Origin of the sequence: Paenibacillus periandrae, assembly GCF_022458865.1 — a bacterium.
GTDB lineage: Bacteria > Bacillota > Bacilli > Paenibacillales > NBRC-103111 > Paenibacillus_S > Paenibacillus_S periandrae.
This window is the reverse complement of record NZ_JAJNMU010000012.1, coordinates 55160-76459: the sequence shown is the minus strand read 5'-3', so window position 1 is coordinate 76459 and position 21300 is coordinate 55160. Positions and strand designations below refer to the sequence as shown.

Annotated in this window: 23 protein-coding genes; 2 read left to right on the top strand and 21 right to left on the bottom strand. The window is 45.3% G+C overall.

The window, feature by feature from the left end:
- Nucleotides 1-6 precede the first annotated feature (6 nt).
- The 11 genes from LRL21_RS20805 to LRL21_RS20755 form a co-directional block, all read right to left on the bottom strand.
- Nucleotides 7-1014: a LacI family DNA-binding transcriptional regulator gene (locus LRL21_RS20805; protein ID WP_240417711.1), complete on the bottom strand. Its 1008-nt coding sequence runs from the start codon at nucleotides 1012-1014 to the stop codon at nucleotides 7-9.
- The gene (locus tag LRL21_RS20800) at nucleotides 1011-1877 is read right to left on the bottom strand and encodes a sugar phosphate isomerase/epimerase family protein (RefSeq protein ID WP_240417710.1); all 867 of its coding nucleotides are present in this window, start codon (nucleotides 1875-1877) and stop codon (nucleotides 1011-1013) included. Before LRL21_RS20800 ends, LRL21_RS20805 begins: the two co-directional genes overlap by 4 nt.
- Nucleotides 1878-1908: 31 nt before the next feature.
- Nucleotides 1909-3099 carry a DegT/DnrJ/EryC1/StrS family aminotransferase gene (locus tag LRL21_RS20795; protein WP_240417709.1) on the bottom strand — a complete coding sequence of 397 codons (1191 nt, stop codon included), beginning with the start codon at nucleotides 3097-3099 and terminating at the stop codon, nucleotides 1909-1911.
- A 56-nt stretch (nucleotides 3100-3155) separates the two neighbouring features.
- Entirely contained in the window at nucleotides 3156-4190 is a 1035-nt protein-coding gene (locus tag LRL21_RS20790; protein ID WP_240417708.1) for a Gfo/Idh/MocA family protein, read from the bottom strand.
- Nucleotides 4191-4258: 68 nt separating this feature from the next.
- Complete coding sequence (locus LRL21_RS20785) at nucleotides 4259-5590, bottom strand: extracellular solute-binding protein (protein WP_240417707.1); 1332 nt, start codon at nucleotides 5588-5590, stop codon at nucleotides 4259-4261.
- Nucleotides 5591-6113: 523 nt separating this feature from the next.
- On the bottom strand, nucleotides 6114-7307 hold the full coding sequence (locus LRL21_RS20780; RefSeq protein ID WP_240417706.1) for an N-acetylglucosamine-6-phosphate deacetylase: 1194 nt from the start codon (nucleotides 7305-7307) through the stop codon (nucleotides 6114-6116).
- 169 nt (nucleotides 7308-7476) lie between these two features.
- A complete protein-coding gene (locus LRL21_RS20775) occupies nucleotides 7477-8256 on the bottom strand; it encodes a spermidine synthase (protein WP_240417705.1) in 780 nt (259 codons plus the stop codon).
- 122 nt (nucleotides 8257-8378) lie between these two features.
- Nucleotides 8379-8804 carry a VOC family protein gene (locus LRL21_RS20770; protein ID WP_240417704.1) on the bottom strand — a complete coding sequence of 142 codons (426 nt, stop codon included), beginning with the start codon at nucleotides 8802-8804 and terminating at the stop codon, nucleotides 8379-8381.
- A 65-nt stretch (nucleotides 8805-8869) separates the two neighbouring features.
- Nucleotides 8870-10072, bottom strand: a complete 1203-nt coding sequence (locus LRL21_RS20765; RefSeq protein ID WP_240417703.1) for a serine hydrolase domain-containing protein — start codon at nucleotides 10070-10072, stop codon at nucleotides 8870-8872.
- A gap of 249 nt (nucleotides 10073-10321) precedes the next feature.
- On the bottom strand, nucleotides 10322-10651 hold the full coding sequence (locus LRL21_RS20760) for a DUF3892 domain-containing protein (protein WP_240417702.1): 330 nt from the start codon (nucleotides 10649-10651) through the stop codon (nucleotides 10322-10324).
- Nucleotides 10652-10818: 167 nt separating this feature from the next.
- Entirely contained in the window at nucleotides 10819-11115 is a 297-nt protein-coding gene (locus tag LRL21_RS20755; protein WP_240417701.1) for a DUF2325 domain-containing protein, read from the bottom strand.
- A 253-nt stretch (nucleotides 11116-11368) separates the two neighbouring features.
- On the opposite strand from LRL21_RS20755, the gene LRL21_RS20750 reads away from it, so the two are divergent.
- Together LRL21_RS20750 and LRL21_RS20745 are read left to right on the top strand one after the other, a co-directional pair.
- Nucleotides 11369-11674 (top strand): hypothetical protein, encoded by a 306-nt coding sequence (locus LRL21_RS20750; protein ID WP_240417700.1) that lies wholly within the window; start codon nucleotides 11369-11371, stop codon nucleotides 11672-11674.
- A gap of 192 nt (nucleotides 11675-11866) precedes the next feature.
- Complete coding sequence (locus tag LRL21_RS20745; RefSeq protein ID WP_240417699.1) at nucleotides 11867-12391, top strand: stalk domain-containing protein; 525 nt, start codon at nucleotides 11867-11869, stop codon at nucleotides 12389-12391.
- A 92-nt stretch (nucleotides 12392-12483) separates the two neighbouring features.
- On the opposite strand, the gene LRL21_RS20740 is transcribed toward LRL21_RS20745, so the two are convergent.
- From LRL21_RS20740 to LRL21_RS20695, 10 genes are all read right to left on the bottom strand, one after another.
- Nucleotides 12484-12843: a GIY-YIG nuclease family protein gene (locus LRL21_RS20740; protein WP_240417698.1), complete on the bottom strand. Its 360-nt coding sequence runs from the start codon at nucleotides 12841-12843 to the stop codon at nucleotides 12484-12486.
- 41 nt (nucleotides 12844-12884) lie between these two features.
- On the bottom strand, nucleotides 12885-13874 hold the full coding sequence (locus LRL21_RS20735) for a vWA domain-containing protein (RefSeq protein WP_240417697.1): 990 nt from the start codon (nucleotides 13872-13874) through the stop codon (nucleotides 12885-12887).
- An 83-nt stretch (nucleotides 13875-13957) separates the two neighbouring features.
- Nucleotides 13958-15097 (bottom strand): AAA family ATPase, encoded by a 1140-nt coding sequence (locus LRL21_RS20730; protein WP_240417696.1) that lies wholly within the window; start codon nucleotides 15095-15097, stop codon nucleotides 13958-13960.
- 17 nt (nucleotides 15098-15114) lie between these two features.
- Entirely contained in the window at nucleotides 15115-16317 is a 1203-nt protein-coding gene (locus LRL21_RS20725; protein ID WP_240417695.1) for an MFS transporter, read from the bottom strand.
- Between the two features lies 1 nt (nucleotide 16318).
- Entirely contained in the window at nucleotides 16319-16798 is a 480-nt protein-coding gene (locus LRL21_RS20720) for a DUF6530 family protein (RefSeq protein ID WP_240417694.1), read from the bottom strand.
- 243 nt (nucleotides 16799-17041) lie between these two features.
- Complete coding sequence (locus LRL21_RS20715; protein ID WP_240417693.1) at nucleotides 17042-17272, bottom strand: hypothetical protein; 231 nt, start codon at nucleotides 17270-17272, stop codon at nucleotides 17042-17044.
- A gap of 156 nt (nucleotides 17273-17428) precedes the next feature.
- Nucleotides 17429-18556, bottom strand: coding sequence for an ABC transporter permease subunit (locus LRL21_RS20710; protein WP_240417692.1), 1128 nt, complete (start codon nucleotides 18554-18556; stop codon nucleotides 17429-17431).
- Nucleotides 18546-19430: an ABC transporter ATP-binding protein gene (locus LRL21_RS20705; RefSeq protein ID WP_240417691.1), complete on the bottom strand. Its 885-nt coding sequence runs from the start codon at nucleotides 19428-19430 to the stop codon at nucleotides 18546-18548. Before LRL21_RS20705 ends, LRL21_RS20710 begins: the two co-directional genes overlap by 11 nt.
- Nucleotides 19405-19815 (bottom strand): GntR family transcriptional regulator, encoded by a 411-nt coding sequence (locus tag LRL21_RS20700; RefSeq protein ID WP_240417690.1) that lies wholly within the window; start codon nucleotides 19813-19815, stop codon nucleotides 19405-19407. Before LRL21_RS20700 ends, LRL21_RS20705 begins: the two co-directional genes overlap by 26 nt.
- A gap of 180 nt (nucleotides 19816-19995) precedes the next feature.
- Entirely contained in the window at nucleotides 19996-21192 is a 1197-nt protein-coding gene (locus tag LRL21_RS20695; RefSeq protein ID WP_240417689.1) for an oxalate decarboxylase family bicupin, read from the bottom strand.
- Between the last annotated feature and the right edge of the window lie 108 nt (nucleotides 21193-21300).

Genomic DNA, 21300 nt, shown 5'->3' with positions numbered 1-21300 from the left:
CCTATTCTATTTATTATGCAACTGTCTGACCGACGCTCTTTCAATGAGCTTTTGCTCGAATGTAATATGTTGAAACCCGGAAGTGCGCCTCTGCAGGATGCGATCGAACAAGGTCCATGCCAAGGCTTTACCTGCCTCATAGGTAGGTATCGATACGGTCGTCAGAGGGAAGGTGTTCACTTCGATATCATCGAAGCCGATGATCGAGAGATCCTCCGGTACTTGCATACCAGCCTCCATGACCGCTTTGATCAATCCGATGGCAATCACATCATCAAAGCATATAACTGCCGTAGGCCGATCCGGCATAGCCGCAATCTGCTTGCCGACCGCCATGCCATCCGCTATACCGTTAGCGTTTTGAAACACATACCTTTCATCCGCTTCGATACCATGGCTTTTTAAGGTATCAGTAAACGCGGAATAACGTAATTTGGCGGCTTTTGAGGTTTTGGGGCCACGTACAAAACAAATTCGGGTATGTCCCATGGAAAGCAGGTGCTCCGTCACCTGACGCCCTCCATCATAATCATCAAAGTCATACGTATCGCAGGACAACCCCTGAATTTTGCCAAGCAGTACAAAAGGTACGTTTTGGTCTTTGAGTTCAAAAAAATGATCGAAGGTAACTTCCTCCAACAGCGGTGCAATGATCAAACCATCCACTCTTTTGCGGACCATCGCTTGAATATGTTTGATTTCCGCTTGATGCTCCTCACCACTGCTGCACAAAAATACCGTGTAACCATGCTCGCCTGCAATCTCTTGAACGCCCTTGGTTATATGATTATAGAAGGGGTTCGTTATATCTTTAATAATCAATCCAATGGACCCTGTCGATTTGGACGATAACCCTCTGGCAATTTCATTAGGAACATAGCCAAGCTCTTCTGCTGCAGCCAGTACCCTACGGCGTGTTTTTTCGGAGAACCCGCTCTTGTTGTTCAAGGCTCCGGAGATCGTGCTTTTGGCTAACCCTGTAGCCTTCGCTATATCGGCGATCGTTACGTTCATAGTTGTGCCTCCAAAGACGAAAGCACTTTGCGTAAACCCTGAAGTGTGAGCATCGTCCCGTCCGCGGGCGTACCGCCGTCAGGAATGTAATGAGTTTCAATGGTGTACAGGCCCTTATAACCGTCTTTTTCCAACGCGATAATTTGTTCTGCAAACGGAACCCGTCCGTTTCCTATCGGTACACAGCGAGGCGTACCACCCTGCTCCACTAGAGCATCCTTCAAATGAACGTGCCCTGATACATCTTTAATATACTCATAACCTTCAGGATAAGCGGACTTCCCTCCATACGCCTCATTGCCCGGGTCCCAAAGCACTTGAAGTGCACGGGAGTTCACTCCACGTACAAGGCGGCCTACCTCCTCGGCATATCCGCCGTTGCAAGAAGGCTCATTCTCCAGAAGCAAGGTCACGTTCTCCTGCTCGGCTATTGCTGCCGCTCTCTTCAGATGAAGGATAATGTCTGCTTCATAACGCAAGGGGTCCTGTTCACGCCAAAATGAAAAAATGCGAATTTTTGTTGTGCCCAGTTGTTTGGCTATTCGGATTGCTTGCAGCAGCTTTCGGTGATGCTCCTCAATGTCTTCTTCCTGCTGACCAAACGTGTCACCCGTTGAAACCTGGCGCTCCGGGTCCAGCGAGCATTTGAATACAGGGGAGGCTATCGCGGAAACAAACAGCCCCCGTCGTTCTACTTCATGTCGTATATTTACCAATGCCTCGTCCGGTATATTCATAATATTACGCCCGTCCACTGACCTGATTTCCACATGCTTCAGTTGATTATCTACAATCCAATCGAGCGCTTCCTCCAAATGAGGAGACACCTCATCAGTTAATACACCCACACGATTCCATATCATACGGTTTTGTACCTCCATTTCTTCACAGGAACTAAACCGATTGTACGACCTTTCGGATTGCCTTTGCAATATCTTCCATGTCTTGTTCATCGCCTAACAAAACATTTTGCGCCAGCCACATCGCTTCTTTCTCACACGCACGTTCAGCAATCGGGCAAGAATCTTGACGAGCCGTTCCTGTCAATTTGTATATGGCCTCGGAAATCGCCCGGTTGTGGTTTAGTGCTACATAACCTTCATGAACGGGAATGCCTTCCGCATTGAGTTTTTGGCAAAATTCACGTTTACCGAGCTTCTCGGCCAGCTCCTGATGCATTTTAAAAATATACAGGTGATAGGAGTGCCGCGTTATTTGCGGATCTGCATCAAGCGTACGAATACCATCAATATCCCGCAGCATTTCGTTCAACAGGCGCGCATTCTTTTCACGTGCAACCATTTGCTGCTCCATTCTGCTGAGCTGACCAATAAGAATAGCCGCTTGAAATTCTGTCATGCGCAGATTCCAGCCTACGACTTCGTGCTGATACCATTCACCTTTACGAATACGTCCCGCGTTGATCAAAGACCAGGCCTTATCTGCCAATTCCTCGTTATTGGTTAGAATCATTCCGCCTTCACCGGAATTAATGTTCTTGGAGGACTGGAAGCTGAATGTGCCCAAATCGCCAATCGTCCCTACACCTGCACCATTATAGCGGGCACCCGCCGCTTGCGCCGCATCCTCAAGGATTCGCAAACCGTGTTTATCTGCGATGGCTTTAAGCTTCGTCATGTTAGCCACAGCCCCACCGATGTGCACCGGAATGATCGCTTTCGTCCTTGGAGTGATCAAGGCTTCCACTTTGTCAGGATCGATAAGCAAGGTGTTCTCCTCCACATCGGCGAATACCGGAATCGCACCAAACATCAGCGGTGCTGCAGCTGTAGCGTAAAATGTGTATGGAGGCACGATAACCTCATCCCCCGGCTCGACACCAGCGGCTTGAAGCGCTACGGTAATCGCTACGGTTCCATTCACAACCGTTACTGCATGCTTGGCGTCATGAAGCTCGGCAAACAGCTTTTCAGCCTCGGGGAGCTTGTTGCGATTGGCTCCTCCCCATTGGCCGGAATGCAGCACCTCAAGCAGCAGCCTTTCCTCCAGATTGTCAAAAATCGGCCACTCCGGGAAAGCTTTCGTTCTGACAGGTGTTCCTCCGTCTATTGCTAAATGGGTCATTTTCATTCGCTCCTTAAGAAATTCTCATGAGTACAAGAAGACTTCATTAACAAATGCTATAACTTGATTTCTTTACCGAGCCTCGCCGACTCGTATATCGCAAGTATCAAATCAACCGGTTTTCTTGCTTCTTCTCCGTTTACATGCGGCTCACGGTTATCCCGGATAGCCTGTATCATATCATCAACGTAAAAGTAATGACCGGCTGTGGAAATTTGCGACGGATTACTGCTCGACGACAGGCCCAATGTATCTTCATAATGCGGAGCCGGTTCTTCCTTCCCCTTAAAAACCCATTGCTTGATCCCCTCATCTCCGAACTCAATGGTGCCTTGGTCTCCGTGCAGCTCAAATCTTGTTTCCTGGCCCGGATATACCGAGGTTGTGCCCTGGATGATGCCGAACGCACCACTTTTATATTTCAATGCCACGACAGCTGTATCTTCTACCTCAATTTCCCTTGACAGCGCTGCGGAATACGCGAAAACCGACTCTACATCACCCATCAGGTACTGGATGAGGTCCACACCGTGAACACCTTGGTTCATCAAAGCCCCGCCCCCGTCAAGCTTCCAGGTTCCACGCCAACCGCCGCTCTTGTAATATTCGGGACTCCGATAATATTTCAAATACGCATTGCCAAGCACCGGTCTGCCTATCTTGCCTTCTCGTATCGCCTTATGAGCATGCAGCATAGCCGGCATTAAGCGTCTTTGAAATACACAACCAAGCTTCACATCATGTTCACGACAAGCGTTAATCATGGCGGTCATACCATCAGCATGAATATCCAGCGGTTTCTCGCAAAGAACGTGTTTGCCTGCTTGCGCTGCAGCAATAGTCACCTCACTATGTGCTCCGCTCGGCGTACATACACAGACAACATCAATGTCCGCAAGCTTCAGCAGCTCCTCATAATCGGTAAACAAATGAGCGGCCGAGCCCGCCTCTTCTGCCAATGCTCGAGCTCTATCCAGACTATTATCAGCGATGGCGACTAATTGTGCATCGGGATGTCGACGGATCGATTCGGCATGATGCCTTGCTATACTTCCTGCACCCACAATGGCGAATCTGATTGTATCGGGCATATCTTCACCTCATGCTGCAACCTACCCGGCCTGAATAACCGGGTAAGTATGCTGTTTAGTTAATTTACTTATTCAGCCAGATGGCCTGCTTTTTTCAAAATGTCGTTCGTTTCCTTGGCCGCTTCATTCAGGAAAGCCTTCATCTTATCAGGATTATCCACAAATGACGGATCAGTGAAGCCTTTGGTCGCGATACGGTCTGCAAACTTGGTCAAAATTTCATCAAACTCGGCAATGGCCGGGTACATCTGTAATTCCTGTTTTGTAAAAAACGCTTTGTATTGCGGGTATTCCTTGTACAAATCGTTCAGATCCAAATCGTCGCGCGGTGGCAGCCAGCCACTCATGGCAACCATTTGCTTATGATTCTCAGGCTTAGTAACGAAGCGAATAAAATCCCATGCAGCATCTGCTTTGGCTTTATCCGTACTGGAAACATAATAATTGATCAAGCTGATCACATTTGCTTTCAACGGAGCTGCATCATAGTTCAAATCAGGTGCTTTTTTCTTGGTGTCCGCAATGACATTGGATTCACGAATATAAAATGCTGCCGCTTTTGTCTGGAAGGCTTCCGTATCGTGCTTTACCTTCGGGTCGTCTGTTTTAAACTTATGCACCATATCTACGTACAGCTTCAAGGTCTGATAACCTGCTTCCGTGTTATAATCAGCCTTGAATTTGCCAGGTGATACTTCTTTAACGATACTGCCTCCGCGCTGTGCTAATATATTCCAGAATTTCTCCCCGGTACCGCTGCCCCCACCGCTAAGCCGTAGACTCATGCCTGCACGCTCAAGGTTCCCGGAAGCGTCACGTTTGGCCAGCTTTTGAGCATAATCCAGCAAGTTATCCACGGTTGGCGGTTCGGTAAGACCCGCTTCCTTCAGCATATCTTTATTATAATAAATGGCACCGGAGCCCATGAAGGACGGTACACCGTATGACTTGCCACCGACTACTGTCGTATCCACGATTAATTTTTGATGAATTCCTGAGTTATTTTGTTTCACCAGATCATCCGGAGTGGTTTGCAGCATTTTGCCTTCAATGTAGCGAAGCGCCAGATTTGGATTTAATGGAAGAATATCTGCAGCGCTTTTGGATGGCAGAGCCGCTGCTACTTTCTTTTCGTAATCTCGAAGCGGGAATGAAGAGATTTCGATCGAAACGTTCGGTTTTGTTTTTTTGTAGTCTTCAGCCATTTTTTTGAAAAATGGGTCCAGTTCGGGCCACCCTGTCCAGATCGACAGGCTTACGGCCTTTCCGTCGGCAGCGCTTGTGCCAGGCTGAGCAGCTCCTCCAGTTGAAGTATTACTAGAGCTAGAACACGCCGACAGCATAGCTGTTAAAACCAACATGCCTGCGAGACCACCAGAAACTAATTTTTTAGATGCCATCTACGACCACTCCTCTAAGTTATTGGTGTAACCAACTTCCGGCACTTCCAGATACGATGAAACTAAGGTACCGAACACGGTGCACGCTGCTCAAATCAGCTCTGGATCACATCTCCTTTTCCTGAATAATAATATATTGACACGGTCAAATGTTTTGAACCGGTTCAAATTTTATTTAAAAAATAATGTTTCTTAGATCAAATCATCCATGTTAGTTATAATAACATTTAATATTGAAAAAATGCAATAATTAATTTTAATTCAGTAAATACATAACATATATGTTTCATTGGAAGTGATGTGTGTCGAAGTGCAGTTATACTTTGTTGTATGTCCTGGTTAACCATAATGATTTCCCAAAAAGAAACTTAAATCCGTAAGCGTTTACAAAATGAATTAAATAAAAAAGGCAACCTCCTATATAAAAAAATCTAATTGAAACAGTATTAAAATTTGAACCGTTTCAATTAGAAATTATAGCTGTTATGTTGTTGTTCGTCAATAAGATGTTTTTACACATTCATCATGCCTTCGCAGCTGAAAATATCGTTTCTCCACGTTTAATAACTGTCTGCAAGTTTAGCTTGTCCTCGGCTTCATTCCAGGTAAAGGTTAGGATATCCGCGATTCCATTTGTTTGTACATCACCAAGGAGCGGTTCACCTATTAGATGTGCGGGGATCAACGTAGCTAACTTGAAAGCGGTATGTAGATCAGATTGCGTAAACCGCTTAAAATTTTGTACGCATTCCGCCAGTGAGACCGCCGCACCTGCTAGAACAAGTGGATTAGCCACAGTCTGCAAGCGTCCCGAAGGAAGCAATTCGACTTCTCCCCCTACATGCGTCTTATAAATTCCCGGCTGCATATAAGCTAGATGCACAGCATCACTGACGAGCACGATATGATTATTTTTTGCTCGCGCCATGACTTTGACCACAGACGGGTGCAAATGATGTCCATCGGAAATGATACTCGGTATCAAACGGTCTTCAGCCAACTGAGACCAGATATAGTTTGGATGTCTCGGAAGGTGCGAATGAGCAGCATTTCCAAGATGAGTCGACATCCTTGCTCCTGCATCAACAGCCGCCGTAATTTCATCATGGTTTGCCGCACAATGTCCGATACAGACCAAAATACCTGCTTGGACAAGCTTTTTAATCATGGGAACAGCCCCACTGCGCTCCGGTGCCAAAGTTACTATACGAATGCGCCCGCCGGCAGCCTCCTGCCAAGCGCAAAATTCCTCCCAGTCAGGATCCTTGACATGTTCAAGGGGATGAGCGCCTCGCGGTCCATCTTGATCAGATAAATAAGGCCCTTCCAGATGGATGCCCAATATACAGTTGTCAATGATAGGATCACGCTCACAAGCCATTCGAATGGCTGTCATGCTGCTATGAATTTGATCAAATCCGGCCGTAATTACCGTGGGACAAAAAGATGTCGTACCGGATTTCAATACCTCTCTCGTCATGAGACCAATCGCTTCCACACGCTGCTCCAAATCAGCTTCAGCCATATTTAAATCATAGCCGGCAAAACCATTAATTTGTAAATCGATCAGCCCCGGGGCAATCCACAATTCCTCTTCACTACTGCCAATCTCTTGCTTCTCAGCAGGAATTATTCGATGAATGTGTTCGCCACTTGTCTGAACATAAACGTACTCGCCTGTCGTAACCAGCCTTCCATAAATTTCGCGGCCATTCATTCCGATGGTAAACCCTCCTTCTCCTGACAAATTTAAATGCAAACCTACTTCATAGAGGCGATGCGCCTATTCAAAAAAGATTATCGCCTTTATTCATATTGGTGTCAATTATCCATAATTCAGAATGTTGTCCATTCTTGTTACAGATACCTCCACTCCCGCAGACGACTCATTCCGCTATTTTTGGATCTTGATCATGGATAATATATCCTTGACTAAGCTCAATTTCAACAAAACCTGCCATATCGCGGGTTTGGAATTCAATGTTTTTATTACTGCCAACGACAAGCATATTTCTGATGTCAGTCCCCTTGTCAGCAGGCAGAGAGAATACCTTTGAGTGTGCAAATGTTTCTCCAAGTGTGGTATGTATAGCATTGATCAGCTGATCATTTCTTGATTTTCCCATTAAATTCATGATGAGTGCACCTTGGCTGGTAAGCTTTTGCCCGGTCAATTCGAAAAAACCACTTGTTGTTAAGTGATACGGGGTCCCCTTTTTGGTAAAGGCATCCAGTATGATGTAATCCAACGTGTGGTCATCCTCATTCCCAAGAAGCTGACGTCCATCTCCTACTGACACATTATTAGGGAGGTATCCAAAAAACGACTTGCTTAGCTCCACGACCTTTTCGTCAATTTCTGCTACTGTAAATCTCTTATCTGAAAAGTGACCTGCGATCGTTCCGATTCCATGCCCGATAACAAACACATTATTAAACAACGGTTGATTAAACTTCATCATATGTATAATAGCCCTTGGGTATTCGAGCACGATACGTTGTGGATCATTTAAATCGATTGCCCCTTGCACAGCATGATCTGAAAACTGTAAAAATCGAAATTTGCCTGTCTCTCCATATAGCTGAGTAGTCTCGTATACCGAAATTTCATGATTCATGCTGCGTTCCTTGACTAATAAATGCAAGTTACCACTCCTTCGTTGCATAGGCAGCAGCATCCCAGATAAGAGTCTGCTTACAGAAAATATTAAACCATATTACCACAGATTGCTTCCAAAAAAAATGCAGTACAGATATTGATCTGCACTGCATTTTGGTTTTGCAACTTTTAAAATTGACCTTCAGTGAAAATTTGGAAAGTGATACCGAACTTATCTACTACACTTCCGTATGCAGGGCTAAAATGGGTTTCTTGCAGCTCCATTATCACTTGGCCATCTTGCTTTAAGGCTTCATAAATCTTGCTTGATGTATTCTTGTCATTATTTACGACACAGATCGTAACTTGATTTCCTTGGTGATGAGGTTGACCAGGGAATGTATCCGACAGCATAAGGTCGGTTTCGCCAACCTTTAACATGGCATGTCCAACACGTTCTTTGAGCTCTGCCGGTATAGGAAAATCAGGGTTTTCCGGCATTTCCCCAAAAGATTGCATAAATAGCAGCTTGGCATCCAAGGCTTGCTCATAAAATTGAATAGCTTCCTTCGTATTACCATTCAATACTAGATAAGGGACTAATCGTGTTGTCATAAATAAACAGCTCCTTGGTCGTGAAATTTTTATAATGTGCAGCTGAACGGTTACTGCTAACTGTTTTAGTCATCAATCGCTTGATAAGCCGATGTCCAATAATCAAGAAAAACACCAGGAGGAGCAGGGGAATCCATCAGACGCTGGGTCATCACAATCCCGATCATCTCTTCCTTCGGATCGGTATAACCCGATGTGCCCGTGCCTCCATTCCAACCGAATCTTCCAGGAGTATCGGACAGATCACTCCTCTTGAGACTGACAGCCATACCGAACCCCCAGCCGCTGTGGTCCCCGAAAAAGATACGGTTGTTCGCCTTCATCTCCGCTGTCAGATGATCGATAGTCATGAGCTCAATGGATGGTCTGGACAGGATGCGCTCGCGACCGTACTGGCCTTTGTTCAGCATCATCTGGCAAAAAGCCAAATAATCGTCAACGGTCGATATGAGTCCCCCACCTCCAGAGGGAAAGGCAGGCTTGCTGCTCCAGCGGCTGTTAGCAGGCTCATCATGAACCATGGGTGCTCCGGAATCCGGATGAGTCATATAGCTCGTTGGCAGTCTATCCAGCTTGTCGGCAGGTACGCTAAATCCGGTGTCCTTCAGCCCAAGCGGTTCAAAGATCCGCTCGCGTAAAAATTGCTCCAGCGGCTGGTCTGCCGCACGTGCAATCAGCACACCGAGTATCTCTGAGCCCGTGTGGTACATCCAGTTCTCACCCGGTTGATGAACCAATGGTAGACTGCCGAGACGTTTCATCCATTCATCTGGTGAATGAGCTGGCGGGTTCGGGCCAGGAGCAAGTCCAGCCTCGTCCATCGCCTTCTGAATCGGATACATGCCGGGCGGTGCCATAACGACCCCGATTCCCAACTGAAAGGTTAACAGATCGCGCAGGGTAATGGCACGTTTTGCGGGCACGGTGTCATCGAGCGGGCTGTCGATCCGCTTAAGAACCTGACGATCAGCCAGTTCAGGCAGCAGTTGATCTACGGGCTCGTCCAGCCGAAGCCTGCATTCCTCCACCAGAATCATGGCCGCTGCTGCGGTGATCGGCTTGGTCATGGAGGCGATGCGGAAGAGAGTATCCCGCTGCATCGATACATCGCTGCCGAATGCCAGCTTACCGATTGCATCGACATATACGTCCTCTCGACGGCTGATCAATGTAACCATCCCGGATATCTCGCCGCGCTCAACATAGCCAGCCATAATGTCATGCATACGGCCGAGCCGCTCCTTTGACAAATTTCGAGCTCTCATCATGGACTCACTCCTTAACATCATCTCTTCGCTAATCGCTTAGGTTCTATTCATGATGGATAAGCAAGTTCAATCCTAGTGTAACATGCATCTTATTTCCGGATTTCTTATGGATTGCGAAATTTTTATCGAGTGCGATAACTGGTATTTTTACTCCGCACTCCGCACTCCGCACCAGCCAGAGCAGCACAAAGAACCGGAAGTAAACAGGTTCCCTCCGGGTTAAAGCATTTGAACTTCAATATTTCTTCCCTAAAACGTAGGCAGATTATCCAAATTGTTGGATTGTATACCATCTGGCTCACTTCGCAAAATATCACGGCCGTAGCGGTGGAATACATCCACATGTGCAAGTGCGCCTGACTTGGCCTCATTCACAGCAGTCACATAATCCAGCTCACGTCCAGCTGATGTTTGAATCGCAATAATATCACCATCAGCATTTTTACGTACAGCCACGATGGACTCTTTGCCATCAGCTGACTGATTACTTATTTGCTCCTGCGCTGCCTGCATTTCCCCCTGCTGCCTGTACTCCTGATAAATTTGCTCATAATTCGGTTTGTTTGTTCCCTCATTCATCCTGATCACCTCATTGGTTAGGATACGCCAAAGGTGACTCATTTATTATAAATAAACCCTCATCCAATTAAATCTGGAAAAGGGTTTACGGATGTTCATCGTATTTGATTGTTGTCACCAGCCTTTATGTTTAATAGGACACTCGATTCACACCCGTATTTACCCTATCACCCTACAATTTGCAATGCCTTTTCCAAAGCGCCTGTGGCACCAAAACCATCATGATAATCGATTTTTTTTCCTTTCTTTTCTGCAAGCTCCCGGACAGCCCACATGGACGTATGCTTGATCGCACCTTTCAAAATAATAATAACGTCAGCTTTATTAATAATACGCAGGAAATAGCTTTCCACGGAACCGCCGCCGGTTTTACCATTATGATGCTCCACTATGACCCCACGCTTCTCACCTATCTTTTTAAATGTATCCGTTTGACTTCCTCCGATAATGGCAACTATTTTCATACCGGCTTCCCCCATTCATGTAGTCTTTCACTTGCTCAACGTCTATCTGTTATTCTTATTTTAACTCAATATCATTAAATGTCAATCGGTTTAGTAGGATTAATAATATATTAATCTTTAAAGTCTTGTTTACAATTTTTTATAAAATAATTCGCAGCACATGCTTCGAATAAATTCAACGTGGGTAATAATACTCAACTGGGGAAGATGCTCCAGAAAGATATAGTTACATAACAAAAAAATAGATGGAGTGATGATGATGAAGTCTTTTAAAACAAAATTATCGATGTTAGTAGTTGCCGCAGCTTTGATGCTTCCAACAGTAGTAGGTGCCGCTGAGGCGACAACCGATCCGCTGCTGAACACGCCGAATGTGAGCAAAACCCCAACAGCTTCGACCTCTCAGTCGATAGGTGAAACGAACATTAGAGGCATTTATGTACCCGGGATATTCATATTTAACGATGATACCCGAATTGCTTATGTGCTCAATGGTGTAGGTCTTGTTGTGGTCGACAAATCGACTGCTCTGCCAACTGGCTCTTACTACATAAACTAACAGGCATTGACTTGGCAGTTAATAAACTGTGTGAATGACCTTTTGTCCATGCAACAACAGGCTCTAATAAGATGACTCCTAAATTACTTTAGGGGTCATCTTTGCCTATACCATCTTTTGACGGTAACGATGAAACTTCAGCAGTTGAAATATGCTATAATCCTAATAATACCAGCAGATGGAGGTTTGATCATGAAAAAGATAATTCTTGGATTAGCAATCGGCATGATGATAGGTTCCGTTACCACTGCAGTAGCTGCTACTCAAGGCGAGGTCACAGCTGTATTTGCGAATTTCATTTTTAAAATTAATGGACAGGAAAAGAAGATGGACACGACTCCCCTGGTCTATGATGGGACTTCCTATTTGCCCGTGCGTGCCATAGCGGATCTGTTAGGCTATAACGTCAAATATACGACCGAGAGCAGGACGATAGCTCTGGACCAGCCGGCCGTCAAAAGCGAGCCCGTCGATACGGCCAAATGGGTAGCTTTACGGGAATTAACGTTAGTTCCTGGCATTAAGGTAACCATCTCACCCGGTACTCCTCAAATTAATCTGGAGTATGGTAAGCAAAACTTTATTTTTAATCTACCCAACAGCACAGACGATGAAAAAATCGCCATTAGCAACCCAGGTAATATCCAAATGCTTGTCAAAGACGGCACAACTTATTTGAACCGCAGTGACTTGGAAAGAATGGGATTGCCTCATTAATGATGCTGAGCACTCAGACATAGAAAAAACCATAATCATAAAACCCGCCAATTGTAGCGATTGACGGGTTGTTTTATTTCTAGCATTATATTTTAGTTGACTGAAGGCTTATTATATCCTCTCTCTCCGTAGGGCTGCAATTGCTCTAGCCACAGCTTTTTCATTTGCTGAAGCTCCCAGCGCTTGTCGGTAATTTCGTCAGCTTCTTTCTGTTCCAGCACCTCATAGGAAAATGCTTCGGATCCGAGCTCCTTCCAATCTTTTTGCAATTGGGAATTTGCGAACCTTCCCATATCCAACTGGCCCTGTATTGCCAGCCATTTGTTTTTCAGGTTTGGATAGCTATCTACGTATATTTTGCCGTTGGTCTTGTTTGTTATTTGGATTATACCCAGGTAGGTCTTAATCTGCTTGTATTCCTCCTGCAGCTCCTTGCGTTTGTTCTTGTCCATGCTTTTTCTCTCCTTTTGGGGTCAATTCATGACCGTCGTAGTTATAAATACCGAGAAATAATCCGAACCAACTTTCTCGGGAATTCATTTAGGTTGGTCATATCCAGGAATCTCTCATTCCCATAGATTTGATGAATCACATCCTTGTCTTGGCCGATAGCGGCTGCCAGAAATGCAACTCCCTTCCGCTCATATTCGGATATTGTCTGTTGCATGTCTTTGGCAGCATAACCTCCGGTATAGTCGTCCATTGCTTTGGGCTGTCCGTCGCTTATGCTAATTAACAGTTTGGTTTGTTGCGGTGAATCCACTAGCCTATCGGCCATAATTCTAAGCGCCATTCCATCTCGATTATTACTTCTGGCTCGAATCCCCATTAGCCTGAATCGATCATTCGGCTCCGCCTTGTTAAAATCGGTATATGCAAATATTGACATTTGCTCCATTCTGGAAACATCCGCAGTATCACCGTAGATCAATATGGGAATATTACAAATTTGACAAAATTCATAAACCGCGATCACTGCGCGCTTGGCCGCCTCCAATCTCCCAAAAGCAGCCATCGATGCTGATTCGTCAACCCTCAGTCCGACCACAAGTGAAGGGGAATCTGTAGGAGGACGTTTTTTGGCAAAATATCTGTAATCTCGATATGCAACGTTTTCTGGTTTAAATTGCGTACCATAATAATGATTTCTCGCAAATTCAGTAGAAATCTCATGCTCCAACAGCGGAAGCGTTGTTCTGGCAATTTCTCGTACGACAGGCATAAGCTCTCTGCTTAGGCCAACATATTCCTCTTTATTATCCAATACATACTCCGGACGGTGGACAATCAGCTTGACGCCCTTATGCATCGATTCGGACACAACCTCCCGTGCATCTCGATTCAGCTTTTTACGAAAATCACGTTCCTTTTGCTGCTCATCCTCTGACATGGGATCAGGATTTGCTTGGTGATACTTGGGGGAGCCGTTCTCTCCCAAATCCGAGCTTTCCATATCATCAGCATCTTCGGAATCACTATCCAATGAGCTCTCGTCGCTATCAGGAGACTTTTTAAGTGCAATACCTGCTTCCTCTTCAATGTCATCACTGTCAAAAGCTGCATCATCTATATTTCCACTTGTCCGGAGCTCTGCAGTGTCAAAAATTCGTTTTTTTTTACTTCGATTTCAGCCGCGTTCAAGTTCTCAAATAAATGATGGCTTTTAAGTGCATCTTCCAGTATTTTGATTTCATCGGAATCGGTTGTGATCTTGTAGATGACTTTATGGTAAAGAGACTCGATTGCGGAAGTACCTTCGGCAACCGCATCTACCCAGTAGAAATAGGAACGCATGCCTGCCACACCTTTAATCGCATTAGCTCGTGCTGTTTTGTCCAGAATCATAATAGTATCTGCAAAAACGCCCAAAACCTGTTCATTCCTATAATCGGTTTTTGCCCTCGCACGTTCAATCATGACTTCTTTGGTTGGCAGGTCCATCTTTTCCGTATGCTGAACTCTGTCACGCAGTGCTTCGTTCAGGGGTCTGGACCCTGCGTAACTGCGATTTGCTGTAATAACCGCTATAAAGTCCGGGTGTCTGCGTATGATTTCTGTCGGGAGGTTGATGCTGCCATCCAGCTCCAAGGCAGAATTTAGTGCCATTAACACCGCGGCATCGCGAATCACGTTGGGTTCCTGAATTTCCAGGAGATAGCCTTTTTGATAAGCTCTGACGATCTCGGACGGGTAGAACCGGTACTCAACTGCTTCGCCCTCGGTGTTTTCCATGGCCAGATTTAGCAATTGTTTCATCTTTAATGCGGCTGCTTCCGGTGTAACTCCCAGTACATTGATCAGAACTTCAGCTGCGCTTTGAAAGCCATCGCTCTCATACAATGCCTTCAAAACGCTTTGGTCCGCTTGGTCCATCCGTTCTAATCGTTCAGAGGAAATAACCGGCAAAATAGCGCCAATAATATCCGATTTATCCATATCCGCAAAACAGGTTACTTTCGTATAGGGCAGCCCGAAATTAGCCGATAATGCTTTTGCAAGTTGTGTCTTACCTGATCCGGCGTCGCCCTCTAACAAAATATTGGCGATTTTCATTTCCCCACGATTCCAGCTGCGCTTTATTTCTTTACTAATACGCTGTTCTTCCTCGCTGACCTTATGAGATAACGGCTTCTTCCAGACAAGACATTTTTCTGCATCAGACAATTGTCTTGCAGGCGACAACAAATATTGTACGTGCTCCTTCATAACATTTCTCCTATCCGTCATGATGCTGGGCCTCTCTCAGCCTTGTTTCTTTTCACAAGAGGGGTCAGTAAAAGTGCACCGGTAATAATCAAACCGCCGCTGACCACATATACTGCTAACAGCGATAACGTATCCTTTAAATATCCGGATATGAACATGCCGATGACCATCATTCCCATAAAAACAGGCATGATCGCTCCCGATACCCGGCCAATAAATGCTCCTTCTGTGTTCCGCACAATAAGCGTCTGGATTCCGCCTTGAATACAAGGGTAAAACAAACCGCTGATCACTAAAAGGACGATTGTCAGCCCAATCATTGTAGAAGCGCCTATTCCGATTGTACATACGGCAGTAACAAGTAATCCTACCATGAGCAGAAGCTGTGGCTTCACCTTTTTGGCTATCCCCATTATGGCAAATCCCCCCACCAGCATGGCTGCTCCATTAGCCATAACCAACCACTGCAAAAATTGCGTGTCCTGTCCCAATTTCTCGATGACAAGGAAGATTTGAAGCGGCATAGTGAGTCCTGATGCCAATCCGACAGCCGAGAAAGTAACGCTGAGTGTTTTTAAGGATTGATTGGATCTGATGTAACGCAGCCCCGCCATCAACTCCTTTTTGAAGTCGCTGGCAGCCCCGGAATTCGGCTCCTCCGCGTCGCGTGGAAGCGACGATAGTATAAGCGAAGACCCCAGGAACAATACTGCCGTCAGGATCAACGATACGTTAATTCCAAACTGTATGAAAATAAACGTGCCGATGACTGGGCCCAAAACCGTAAAGACAGCGACAAGAGTTTGGGATATCGCCATCACGCTCTGCAATTGTTCAGCTGGCACATGCCGCTTATACAGTTTCATAGCCGAAGGCTGAGAAAATTGAGACAAGCTGGCAGAAACGAATGAGCCGAAGAGAAGAGCAACCCATCCACCATTCATAACGGCAAGCAGCACAGCCCCAACGGACAAGCCTGACAGCAAATCACTCCATACCATTGTTCGCTTCGGCCGCCATCGGTCGGCAAAGGTCCCGCCAATAAGGCCGAATAAGAAAATCGGCGCAAATTCCGCAACGGAAATCAGCGATACATCAACCGGGTTATTGTTCGTCAAATGGGTAACATAAAGAAGTACGGCATAATTCCGGATCCAGATTCCCAGCTGCAGCAGCACTCGGGAAATGATAATAGTTCGAACGTAACGATTGGAAAACATTTTAATACCCCATATCCTTTAATATTTTTGATAGCATGCGCAAACGCTCGCTGATCATCTCATCGTCATCGCTCAGAGCTTGACTGAACAGCTTAATATCTTCATTGATTGTGTCATTGCTGGTACATATACCCACGGTCATGGCATCCCCTTGCATACCAACCCGGTCGATGACAGGCTCCTTCGGGTCATATAAATGCTCATATCTGTATGCTTCGCTAAAATGCGCCATTGTCCGGCAAATCAGAATGGATAAATCAAGAGCGCGATGGAGAGGCAGTTCCTCCGATTGCCTTGACCATTCTTCTCCCGTGTATCTCCATACCTTGGCTGAAATATCGACCTTGCCTTTATCGTTCCACTGGGCCAATCCCAGAGAAAGACCTTTTGCATCTGTATTTCTGGCGAATCGGCCGTCAACCTGCTCATAATTTTCTACCACAACAACAGGCTTATGCTTTAAGGTAGTAGGTATTTTCATTTTCTTTTCCTCATCTCTCCACTTATTTACTAACTTAGTAATTTACTAAATTACTACATCATTGTAGCTGGGATTTTATCGTTAGTCAACCGTTTTTGGATGTCCATAGTTTTACATCTACTCTAATATCAATATTGGCCATTTAACATGAACACGTTTACCATCGATTTTATGCGTTGAAAATCGTACTCCAACAACAAAAAAACCTTGAAGGCATAAGCCTATCAAGGTTCCAAATCCATATTATGACTTCAATTTCATCAGTTGCAAGGCACATTTCATTGATTCCTTACGCAGCAGAATACTTTTAGTATGAGAATCTTCAACGAAAAATGAGTCGCATTTCAGCAGGTTGTACAATGCAGCCTTTGCGGCTTCACAAGCCAAGGCTTCGCACTGCAGCACATACAGGCAAATGCTGTAACAAATGTCTTCGTGCTTCTTCAATACCATTAAGCGTTCCTTGATTTCCACCACCAAAATCATTCCCGACGTATTTTTTTCATCTGCTTATGACTTATCCACTATTATAAAGGGTGAAGGATGATCCTGTTAGTACTATCTTTTTCTAGTACCCCCTTAAATCGCCGGGTGGCATTCCACTAAGTCGTTATTCCATCAAGGAATGAGTTAATTTTTTGACAGCTGCTGCTTGCTTCCGAGCCATTTTTTGATTAAATAATAGCCGATACCTGCTGATCCCAGCGCAGCCGCATAGTAAATCGCTATATTTTCCACATAACGCCCATGCTCCGTGCCATCAGAACCATAATAATGATTACCCAACGTACCTTCCAGCACCGCACCGCCAAATAGAAATGCGCACATCACTACCCCTGCAACCAAGTAGGGACGAAGCTTGTTATTCAACAACACCTTCCCATTGTTTTCGTTTCTGGCTGTAACGGCCATACGGAGCATGCCCCAGACACTTCCGAGCGTAACCAGCAGCGGTACCAAGAAGGACATCCAGCCATAATAAGTTTGACGAATCAACTCTATGTACTCCTCTGAACCTCCACGATTGGGATGACTAGCTACCCTGAACCATTCACTAATTTTAAGCAGCTTCAGTGGAAACGAAATATTTTGAAAATAAGGATCCAACGTCATACTGAAAAACCAGGCATCTCTAATATTCGTTACACCGAAAGCAAAATAGTGCAGGGAAACCATCTCTTTAACCAATCCAAATAGCACAGAGGGAAGCAGTAAAAAAATGACGCTATACGCAGCCTGTGATAAGAAGCTGCCTCCGATGAAACCGAGCCACAACGAAAAACTAAACACTGCGCTCAAAATAATTAACTGCTGGAGATAATAGATCCAAAATAAACCATCAGTCAAATAATTATTCAAAATCGTCGAATGGATCACTATGAGCTGAATAAGTAGGCCTACTGTAGTAGATCCGATGATATGAACGATACCAAGCATCCATTTGGATACAAATATATGCTCCCGCTTCACAGGCATCGCATACATGTATTCCAGAGTTTGATTCGTACGATTGAAACCAACAAGGAAAGCTGGTAATCCTATGCATATCAGAAGTTGAAGGATCGATACCATCTCCAGATCGGCATTAAAGTTATATTCGAATTTATAGTTATTTTTCAATGAAGATTCGATGTTCACGACGACATTGTTTGCATGACTGAGCAATTGGAAACCGCTAAACGCCGCCACCAGCCATAAAGCCCAGAGTATATATTTGGACTGCTTATAGTGCTGAAACCATAATCCTTTATGAAACATATCCATTTCCCCCCAGCCTACTCATAAATAAATCCTCGACGGTAACAGGCAGCTCCTCCAGCAGCAGTGGCTGATTATCCTGTAATAAACGTATCGTGTGGGCTGCATTACTCTTAATCAGTAGGGTCGTCACACGTCCAACCTGTGATAGCACCTCCACATACTCCTTATCGAATAAACAGTGGGTCGATACATCCGCGAATGCAACCTGTACTTTTTTGAAGGACTGCTTCACGTCTTCTATGCTGATCATGGAGTCGATCCTGGTGTCTTTCATCATCATGACAACGTCGGCTATTTTCTCAAGCTCTTGCAAATGGTGCGAGGAAATGATCAGGGCCAGCTGGCGTTCCGATACTTCCTCAACAAGCAGCTGCATCACCTGTTTTTTTACGATAACATCCAACCCGTTCGTCGGTTCATCCAGAATAATCAGCTTGGACTGAGTAGCAAGGGCCAATATGATAACCAACAATGCTTTCATTCCCTTGGAAAACGAACGCAGCGTCCGGTTTGTTGGCAGCTGGAAGCGGTCCAGCCATGTATAAAAAGCTTCCTGGTCAAATTGCTCGTACATGCTCCGATGCAGCCGAACCAGCTCCTTGACACTATAGCTGTTGAACATACTCATAGAATCGGGTACATAATACATCGATTGTTTAATAAGTGGATAGGTTCTCAGATTTACACCCTCAAATAGTACCTCACCCTGGTCAGGATCCAAAATACCTGTCATGATCCTCAGCAGTGTCGATTTACCGACTCCGTTCCGACCAATCAGTCCTGTAATAGATCCACTTTTGAGTTCAAAGTTAATATTTTCAAGGATCGTTTTGCCATCTATGGCTTTACTCAGATTTCGGACGTTCAACAAGTCTCTCGCCTCCCAATTCATTCATATAACTGTCAATCCATTGCACCAGCGTATCCCGGCTCACTCCAATGTAAGAGGACTCCACTACAAGCAGCTGTAGCGATTGCCGAATTTCATTGATCCGCTGTTCGTTCCCCTGTACGGGTAATGCCTCTGTGACAAAAGTGCCTTTTCCACGTCGAGTCTCAATAATTTGCTGTCGTTCAAGCTCCTGATAGGCTTTACTTACCGTGTTCGGGTTGACGATGAGCATAGAGGCAAGCTCTCTGACAGATAGCAACTTGTCATGGGGTCTTAGCACTTTTTTGAGGATTAGCTCTTTAATTTGTTGGACAATTTGTTCCCATATAGGGGTCGTGCTTCGCTCGTCTATATGTATGTGCAAGGCTCTCTTCCTTTCTCTGCTGCAGCACACTCCAAATATATACGTGTACCACTACATGTAATACACTTAATACAATAAACACTTACCTTGCTTTTGTCAACACCTTGCACTTCGAAGCGCATACTAAAAAAGAGGCATAAGACCTTATCCTCAGGGTCCCTGCCTCTTCCAACATTCTAATCATGATTTGGGTGTATAAGAAAAATCGGGATAGCGGACAACAGGCCATTTTTCCTTGCGCAGCTTATCCAATAGCTCTGGGCCTACGTTCAGATTATCACGGACCAAATCTCTTGGGGTTAGTGCCATCCATTGATTGAGTGATACATCGACAAAACGGTCGCTCTTGAACATTTCCAGAAACCATAACGTTTGGGTGCCTGTATTCTGAATATAGTGGCCAAAAGCAAACGGTACATAACCAACATCTCCTGCCCGGTAATCAAAGGTGCGCGCTACGCCATTGCCTGCAAATACCGTCATCCGCCCCTGACCTGTCAAATAATATTGCCATTCGTCATTGTTCGGATGCCAATGAAGCTCCCGCATTGCCCCCGGCTCGAGCTCAACAAGTGCAGCAGCAATTGTTTTGGAAATCGGAAAATTCGAGGAATCAACGATTCTTACGCTCCCGCCAGGTGTTTTAACCGGTGTTTGGGCCAGCAGCTCATGCTTGAAGCTCTGCGGAATGGTGCCGTAAGGAGATTGAACGGCCTGGCTTTCAAGCGAACCTGGAACCTGATCCTGATAAATATAAACCTGATTGGAAGGAATATTGGCAAAGGCACTTTCCGGTACACCAAAATTGGCCGAAAGCACCTCCTTTGGAGTATGTGCGACCCAATCGGAAATCGACAACGTATTCAAGTCGGAAAAGCTGCCATCGTCAAATACAAGCAAAAATTCACAGCCTTCTTCCAGGCCTTGAATGGAATGAGGAAGGCCTGCTGGAAAATACCAAAGGTCGCCAGGACCGACATCTGCAATAAAATTGCGTCCTTCCTGATCAACCGAGGTAATACGAGCTCTTCCTAATAGCATATACGACCATTCCGCCTGCTGATGCCAATGCAATTCACGCACACCACCTGGTGTAAGCCGCATATTGACACCCGCCATAGTTTTGGCTATCGGTAAATCCCTGACTGTAATTTCACGCGACCATCCCCCCTGATTTAATTGCATGTGGGTGTCGGAGAATGAGAATTTCAGGTTAGGCAGCAGACCGGAATCCGTGACTGGTGGAATGAGCATATCCGGATTTTCCATGTCCCGCATCACATCACGCGGGCCAGGATCAGTAGCGCCCGCTCCGTCGCTTCTTATGGGCTGTGGTATGCTCGCATTCGCCGCTTGCTTCACAGATAAATTATCCATGCATCAAACTCCTCTACACAAAAGTGCTGAACCATTCAGCTCTGATAACAGACCAGTTTATGATTCAGTCAAATTGTTTATGTCAGGGAAGATGTTCTAGAGGAATGA

Coding starts and splice junctions, on each gene's coding strand:
- LRL21_RS20805 (WP_240417711.1), bottom strand. CDS start 1,014: ATGAACGTAACGATCGCCGATATAGCGAAGGCTACAGGGTTAGCCAAA.
- LRL21_RS20800 (WP_240417710.1), bottom strand. CDS start 1,877: ATGATATGGAATCGTGTGGGTGTATTAACTGATGAGGTGTCTCCTCAT.
- LRL21_RS20795 (WP_240417709.1), bottom strand. CDS start 3,099: ATGACCCATTTAGCAATAGACGGAGGAACACCTGTCAGAACGAAAGCT.
- LRL21_RS20790 (WP_240417708.1), bottom strand. CDS start 4,190: ATGCCCGATACAATCAGATTCGCCATTGTGGGTGCAGGAAGTATAGCA.
- LRL21_RS20785 (WP_240417707.1), bottom strand. CDS start 5,590: ATGGCATCTAAAAAATTAGTTTCTGGTGGTCTCGCAGGCATGTTGGTT.
- LRL21_RS20780 (WP_240417706.1), bottom strand. CDS start 7,307: ATGAATGGCCGCGAAATTTATGGAAGGCTGGTTACGACAGGCGAGTAC.
- LRL21_RS20775 (WP_240417705.1), bottom strand. CDS start 8,256: ATGCAACGAAGGAGTGGTAACTTGCATTTATTAGTCAAGGAACGCAGC.
- LRL21_RS20770 (WP_240417704.1), bottom strand. CDS start 8,804: ATGACAACACGATTAGTCCCTTATCTAGTATTGAATGGTAATACGAAG.
- LRL21_RS20765 (WP_240417703.1), bottom strand. CDS start 10,072: ATGATGAGAGCTCGAAATTTGTCAAAGGAGCGGCTCGGCCGTATGCAT.
- LRL21_RS20760 (WP_240417702.1), bottom strand. CDS start 10,651: ATGAATGAGGGAACAAACAAACCGAATTATGAGCAAATTTATCAGGAG.
- LRL21_RS20755 (WP_240417701.1), bottom strand. CDS start 11,115: ATGAAAATAGTTGCCATTATCGGAGGAAGTCAAACGGATACATTTAAA.
- LRL21_RS20750 (WP_240417700.1), top strand. CDS start 11,369: ATGATGATGAAGTCTTTTAAAACAAAATTATCGATGTTAGTAGTTGCC.
- LRL21_RS20745 (WP_240417699.1), top strand. CDS start 11,867: ATGAAAAAGATAATTCTTGGATTAGCAATCGGCATGATGATAGGTTCC.
- LRL21_RS20740 (WP_240417698.1), bottom strand. CDS start 12,843: ATGGACAAGAACAAACGCAAGGAGCTGCAGGAGGAATACAAGCAGATT.
- LRL21_RS20730 (WP_240417696.1), bottom strand. CDS start 15,097: ATGAAGGAGCACGTACAATATTTGTTGTCGCCTGCAAGACAATTGTCT.
- LRL21_RS20725 (WP_240417695.1), bottom strand. CDS start 16,317: ATGTTTTCCAATCGTTACGTTCGAACTATTATCATTTCCCGAGTGCTG.
- LRL21_RS20720 (WP_240417694.1), bottom strand. CDS start 16,798: ATGAAAATACCTACTACCTTAAAGCATAAGCCTGTTGTTGTGGTAGAA.
- LRL21_RS20710 (WP_240417692.1), bottom strand. CDS start 18,556: ATGTTTCATAAAGGATTATGGTTTCAGCACTATAAGCAGTCCAAATAT.
- LRL21_RS20695 (WP_240417689.1), bottom strand. CDS start 21,192: ATGGATAATTTATCTGTGAAGCAAGCGGCGAATGCGAGCATACCACAG.